This window comes from Gilliamella sp. Gris1-4, assembly GCF_001690335.1.
GTDB classification, from domain to species: domain Bacteria; phylum Pseudomonadota; class Gammaproteobacteria; order Enterobacterales; family Orbaceae; genus Gilliamella; species Gilliamella apicola_P.
On sequence record NZ_LZHA01000058.1, the window covers coordinates 75260 to 82277 of the forward strand.

General features: G+C 37.3%; 4 protein-coding genes and 1 pseudogene. All 5 read left to right on the plus strand.

Annotation, left to right across the window (positions count from 1 at the left end; all coding sequences use genetic code 11):
- Positions 1-51: 51 nt before the first annotated feature.
- The gene (gene pta / locus A9G31_RS07885) at positions 52-2202 is read left to right on the plus strand and encodes a phosphate acetyltransferase (RefSeq protein WP_065561181.1); all 2151 of its coding nucleotides are present in this window, start codon (positions 52-54) and stop codon (positions 2200-2202) included.
- An 89-nt stretch (positions 2203-2291) separates the two neighbouring features.
- The gene (gene guaA, locus A9G31_RS07890) at positions 2292-3875 is read left to right on the plus strand and encodes a glutamine-hydrolyzing GMP synthase (protein ID WP_065561182.1); all 1584 of its coding nucleotides are present in this window, start codon (positions 2292-2294) and stop codon (positions 3873-3875) included.
- 345 nt (positions 3876-4220) lie between these two features.
- Positions 4221-5756, plus strand: coding sequence for a VENN motif pre-toxin domain-containing protein (locus A9G31_RS07895; protein ID WP_176700377.1), 1536 nt, complete (start codon positions 4221-4223; stop codon positions 5754-5756).
- Positions 5757-5759: 3 nt separating this feature from the next.
- On the plus strand, positions 5760-6128 hold the full coding sequence (locus A9G31_RS07900; RefSeq protein WP_065561184.1) for a hypothetical protein: 369 nt from the start codon (positions 5760-5762) through the stop codon (positions 6126-6128).
- 369 nt (positions 6129-6497) lie between these two features.
- A pseudogene (locus A9G31_RS07905) lies at positions 6498-7018 on the plus strand (hypothetical protein); the annotation flags it as partial.

Consider the following 7018-nt stretch of genomic DNA (forward strand, 5'->3'; position numbering starts at 1 on the left):
GCCTAAATGGCGGTTTGTTTTTATACAATAAAGATTTAAGAGGTAATAATTATGTCTCGTACAATTATGCTCATCCCAACTGGCACTAATGTAGGGTTAACAGGTGTGAGTCTGGGCGTTATTCGAGCTATGGAGCGTCAAGGTATTAATTTAAATGTGTTTAAACCTGTCGCGCAACCAAGAGCTGGTGGCGATGCGCCAGATAATACAACAACCCTAGTGAGCAACAATACATCAATTCCAACACTAAAACCGCTTAAAATGAGCCATGTTGAAAACCTATTAGGTTTAAATCAACAAGATGTGTTAATGGAAGAAATTGTTGCACTTTATGCTGAAAACACGAAAGGTGCTGACGTTGTTTTAGTTGAAGGTATTGTACCGACATCAGATTATCCTTTCGCTAATGAACTTAATAATAACATTGCTAAAACGCTTGGCGCCGAAATTATTTTTGTAGTTAATATGGGCAAAGATACGCCAGAACAACTTAGAGATCGTATTGAAATTGCGCGTTCTAATTTTGGTGGTATTAAAAATGAAAAAATTATTGGGGTGATTGTTAATAAAGTCAATGCGCCAGTTGAAGAGCAGAATCTTGCTCGTCCTGATGTTGCTGAGATTTATCATACACCTAAATTTGACGATAAGAAAATTACTATCGATGATTTAAATGCACACAGTCCATTGCCTGTTCTTGGTTGTATTCCATGGAATATCGATCTAAGTGCTTGTCGTGCTATAGATATTGCTAAGCATTTTGATGCAAAAATCATTAACGAAGGTTGTATTAAAAATCGTCGTATTAAACATGTGTCCTTCTGCTCTCGCAGCGTACCAAATATTATTAACCACCTACAACCAAATGCACTTTTAGTGACTTCTGCTGATCGTGCTGATGTGCTAGTTACTATTAGTTTAGCGGCAATGAATGGTGTGGCAATTGGTGGTGTACTCCTAACTGGTGGTTATGAAATCGACGATAAAGTCGCAAAATTATGCCAACCAGCTTTTGATACTGGTTTACCTGTATTTACGGTTAAAACCAACACTTTCCAGACATCGATCAGTCTACAACAATTTAATTTAGAAATCCCTGTTGATGACAAAGAGCGTATGGAAAACACCCAAAATTATGTAGCTGATCATATTGATGCTAAATGGATTAAATCATTAAATGAAGTGGTGAATTCTGTACGTCGCTTGTCTCCACCTGCTTTCCGTTATCAATTAACTGAGCTTGCGCGTAATGCGAAAAAAGTGGTGGTATTACCTGAAGGTGACGAACCAAGAACAGTTAAAGCAGCAGCAATTTGTGCTGAACGTAACATTGCAAAATGTGTACTTATTGGTAATCCTGACGAAGTGCGTAAAGTTGCCGCTTCACAAGGTGTGACTTTAGGTCAAGGTGTTGAGATCGTTGATCCTGAAAATATCCGTGAAAAATATGTTCCTCGCCTAGTTGAATTACGTAAAAATAAAGGAATGACTGAAGTTATTGCTCGTGAGCAATTGGCTGATAATGTTGTATTGGGCACTATGATGCTTGAAGCTAATGAAGTTGATGGCTTAGTATCAGGTGCGGTGCATACAACAGCTAATACTATTCGTCCACCGTTACAATTAATTAAAACTGCACCAGGCAGTTCCCTTGTTTCATCGGTGTTCTTTATGTTAATGCCTGATCAAGTATATATTTATGGTGACTGTGCAATTAACCCAGATCCAAATGCACAAGAGTTAGCCGAAATTGCCATTCAGTCGGCTGATACAGCAATCGCCTTTGGTATTGAACCTCGCGTTGCGATGATCTCATACTCAACAGGTAGTTCTGGTCAAGGTGCTGATGTTGAAAAAGTGAAAGAAGCAACTCGCATTGCTCAAGAAAAACGTCCTGATCTAATGATTGACGGCCCATTACAATATGATGCAGCGGTAATGCCTGATGTAGCTAAATCAAAGGCGCCTAATTCACAAGTTGCAGGTAAAGCTACTGTATTTATTTTCCCTGATCTTAATACAGGTAATACCACATATAAAGCAGTACAACGTTCTGCTGATCTTGTTTCGATTGGTCCTATGCTACAAGGTATGCGTAAACCAGTGAATGATTTGTCTCGTGGTGCATTAGTTGATGATATTGTTTACACTATTGCATTAACCGCAATTCAATCAGCACAAGAACAAAACGCTGCAAAATAAGTTTAGCAAGGCGTTCTAACTACAAATAAGAGGTGATACAATATCACCTCTTATTTTTTATATTATTTCATACTTTAGGAATAAAATTGATGAAAAAAGACATCCATCAACAGCGCATATTGATCCTTGATTTTGGTTCACAAGTTACTCAATTAATTGCTCGCCGTATTCGTGAAATTGGTGTGTACTGTGAACTTTGGCCTTGGGATGTATCAGAAGGGAAAATCAAACAATTTAATCCTAAGGGTATTATTTTATCAGGTGGCCCTGAAAGTACTACCGATGCTAATAGTCCTCGTGCTCCCGAGTATGTTTTTAATGCTGGCGTACCTGTTTTGGGTATTTGTTATGGCATGCAGACTATGGCAATTCAAGTTGGTAAGGGCGGTCAAGTCACTGGTTCTAACCAACGTGAATTTGGTTATGCTAAAGTGGATCTTGTTGGATCGTCAAAATTAACTGATGGTATTTTTGATAGCGCAAGTGAACAAGGCGTTAATCAACTTGATGTTTGGATGAGCCACGGTGATAAAGTAACAGCATTACCTGATAGTTTCACACTGATTGGGCGTACTGAAACTTGCCCATTTGCTATTATGGCTAATGACGAAAAACAATTTTATGGCGTTCAATTTCATCCAGAAGTAACTCATACTGTAAAAGGTTTCGAGTTATTGCAACGTTTTGTGATTGATATTTGTCACTGCGAAAAACTTTGGACACCATCTTCAATTATTACCGATGCTATTGCTCGAATTAAAGAACAGGTTGGCAATGACAAAGTATTACTTGGCTTATCAGGAGGGGTTGATTCTTCTGTTACAGCATTGTTATTACACCAAGCTATAGGAGATCAATTAACTTGTGTATTTGTTGATCATGGTTTGTTACGCTTGAACGAAGCACAACAAGTTATGGATATGTTTGGTAATAAATTTGGCTTAAATATCATCGCTGTAAATGCTGAAGACCGCTTTTTAGCTGCACTAAAAGGTGAAGCAGATCCTGAAGCAAAACGTAAAATTATCGGGCGTGAATTTGTTGCTGTATTTGATGAAGAGGCGGCAAAATTAAAAGATGTAAAATGGTTAGCTCAAGGTACTATCTATCCAGATGTTATTGAATCGGCTGCTGCTGATACTGGCAAAGCCCATGTAATTAAATCACATCATAATGTAGGCGGATTACCAGAAGATATGAAAATGGGCTTAGTTGAACCACTGCGCGAATTATTTAAAGATGAAGTCCGTAAAGTTGGTTTAGAACTTGGTTTACCTTATGACATGCTTTACCGTCATCCATTTCCTGGCCCAGGTCTTGGCGTGCGTGTACTTGGTGAGGTTAAAAAAGAGTATTGCGACTTGTTACGTCAAGCTGATGCCATTTTTATTGAAGAACTTTATAAAGCTGATCTATACCACAAAGTAAGTCAAGCCTTTACTGTGTTCTTACCTGTTCGTTCAGTAGGTGTAATGGGGGATGGTCGTAAATATGATTGGGTTGTATCCTTGCGTGCAGTTGAAACCATCGACTTTATGACGGCTCATTGGGCTCAGTTACCTTATGATTTCCTAGGACGAGTTTCAAATCGAATTATCAACGAAGTTAATGGTATTTCTCGTGTCGTATATGATATAAGCGGAAAACCGCCAGCGACTATTGAATGGGAATAATTGTATTTAATATCATGTAATCTCATATTGTCTTTTTTGTTATTTTAAGCCTTGTTTATCAAGGCTTTTTAACCTCATTTAATCCCACTTAGACTCAACTTTTTTAGAGGTATCTTTAATCAGGAATAAATACACTAACAAAAACTAAGTTTAAATTAGTAAAACAAAAGGAAAAAATAAAAATTCCATTTTGATTGTATGTTGCATTTTCTAAAATTGGGATAAACCCTTTTTCAAATTAGGTATTTGATAAAGTACTATCGACAATCGCAGAACAAACAAATATAAAATAAATAATATTTATGTAAATATCGAGCTAAAAAGAGTGTTTTGATGAAAAAATATTTGTTAAGTTTTGTATTAGTAATCTTTCCTGTATCTATTTTGTTTGCATTGCTAGCTCAAACCCAAACTCTTAGCGATCAGCAGTTAATTCACCAGCAAGAGCGTCAAAAAGCGCTAGAGGATTCATTAAAATTGAACTGCCCCTCAAAAATTGCGACTATTATCAAACAACAGACCGAAGGAAACACCCTCGCCAACACCGTCAGCCATGCCATACTCGGTGCGGTGGTAGCCGAGCTGCAAGGCAACTCTGCACTAGTGGGTGGCTTGGGTGCTGCTGCAAGTGAACGTGGTGCTGAAGTGATTGCGGGCATCCTTTACCCCGATAAAGACATCAAAAACCTAAGCCAAGAAGAAAGACAACAAATCAGCGCTCTAACCCAACTCGCCACAGGCCTAGCAATAGCTGCTGCCGGCGGTGATATCCAAGATGTCAATACAGGGGTTGCTGCGGGGAAAAATGCGGTTGAGAATAACTTTTTGGGACCAAAAGATCAGCATCGTTTAGAAGAGTTAAGAAATAAACGAAATAAAGGATTCTTAACTCAACAAGAAAAAATAGAAATGTTTATGCTTGATGAGTTAGATCAAAAAGGAGATTATCTAGTTGGAAAATATTATAAAGATCCGAACTCATTAACGGAAGCAGAGGTTCAACAACTAGCTGTATCTTTATCACGTTATTACCAACAAGTGGAAGGAATGAGCGGAGAAGAAGCCGCCAGACAATCAGTTAACGATTTATTAACAGGTAACTGGGGATATAGGCCTCATAATTATGATTATCCATATTTAGGAACAAAAGAGCAGCAAGAGCAATATAATGATGCTTACTGGGAATCTATCGGAAATAAATCATTATTTGAAAAATTATTTAGCTCTCGTGCAATGGATGAAAATGAAGAATATTATCGAGAACAATATAATATTCAGAAGTATCTTCAAGCAACGGAATGGGAGAGACAAGTCGGTCGTCCAGTAATGAACTTTTTGCCTGGAGGAGTAGGTTTTATTTATAATACGATGGATACAGTAGAATCAGCAAGTGCGTTATTTGATGTAACCAAAAGATTGAATAATGGTGAAGAATTTAGTACTGAAATGGCGATGAAATTAATCGATGCTGGTTTTACATTTATACCTGTAGCTGTTTCAAAATCGATTCCTAGAGGAGCTGGAAAGGGGAAAACCACTCTAACACCACCTATAAAAATTAATGTTGCAAATGATTTTACAAAATCGCCCCAATCTATTTGGGGAAGATCTGCTGATGATATTGCAAAAGATTTTCAGGCAGCTGGTTATCAAGTTAATGTTAGACAATCAACAAGAGGTTCGGGAAAGGTGGTCATTATTGAAGTTAAAGGTCATCCTGAAATTAGCCAGATACAGATACACCCAGGCGGAGGACGTCATGGAGGTAGCTATTATAAAGTATCAACAACAACACAAGGTACAATAAAAGTTGTTGATCCAAACACTTATAAACCAAGTGTGGGAGAAAAAGCGATAATTATTAATAAACCAAAGAGATAGAATATGAATAAGATTAAATGGGTAACTCAGGCAATAGCACAACCTTGTGAAATACAAAAGAGTTTATTTCCTGATTTTGTAAATATAGCTGATGAATTAGCAGTTGAGTGGGAGATGGCCTTAGATGAACTTAATGATCCTCTAGTAGCATCTTCTCTTACATCAGAACAAAAACTAGCAGTAAAAAAATTAGATGATTATATGTTATCTATAAGTGGAGCCTCTAATATTCAATATTGGAATAATGACGCACTTTGTGAAAGTGCTGAGTGGCAAAAAATGAGAAAAATGGCTATTGATATATTACTCATCATGAATTGGGAAAATATTGTACCAACAAAAGCTGATGCAATATATATCAATCATGGTTAAGCTCTAGTAGCTCAAACTTAACCCGACAATTCTAACAGTATCTTACTTAGTGTATTCGTTATTAAAAGTGGCAGTTAATACTGTCACTAAATTCTATAATTAATTTTTTAGTTACTAATTTCAGTTTAGCATCACTTTAGCCATTATTATTTTTATACACTATTGTAGAAAATAAAGCCTACTTGTTGCATTGCGCATTGTGTCATATCTCCTTCTATCTAAAACATAAAAAATACATTAAGTTACTATTTTTTACTTACAAAAAATCAGTAAGGAAAGATATTGATTTTATTTGAGTTTTTCTTGATGTTTTTGTGCTAGCCGTGGCGATAATAGCCTCAGAAGCGAAAGACAAGAGCCAAAACCGCCTTGACACAGGCACAATCAGCTTTAGTGATATCGAAATACCAAGTCAGTAGCAGCAGTGCAGGGGTAAGCTCTAGTGGCATGCCATCGATGCCAACCAGTCGCAATAAAAACGAAAGCGAACATTCGACGACACATTCAGCGGTATCAGAAGGGACGATAATTATCCGCAATAAGGATGAGCAAAAACAAGATATCAACGAACTAAGCCGAGATACTGAGCAGGCGAATAACGAACTCAAACACATTTTTAACAAACAAAAAGAGCAAGACATCATCGACCAAACGCAATTAGTGAGTGAAATTGGTGGTGAAACGTTAACGATGCTTAATCATATTGACCGGATAAGAGCCGAATCCAAGGCAAAAGAAGCAGTTGAAAAAGAACAAGAAAAAAGTAAAAACAAGGGACTAACAGAAGAAGAGCAACAAAAAATCTACGAAGACGCCTACAAAAAAGCGATGAACGAAGGGATGTCAACGATGGGCAGTGACACCCGTCAAGGCATTGACATGGCGGTTAG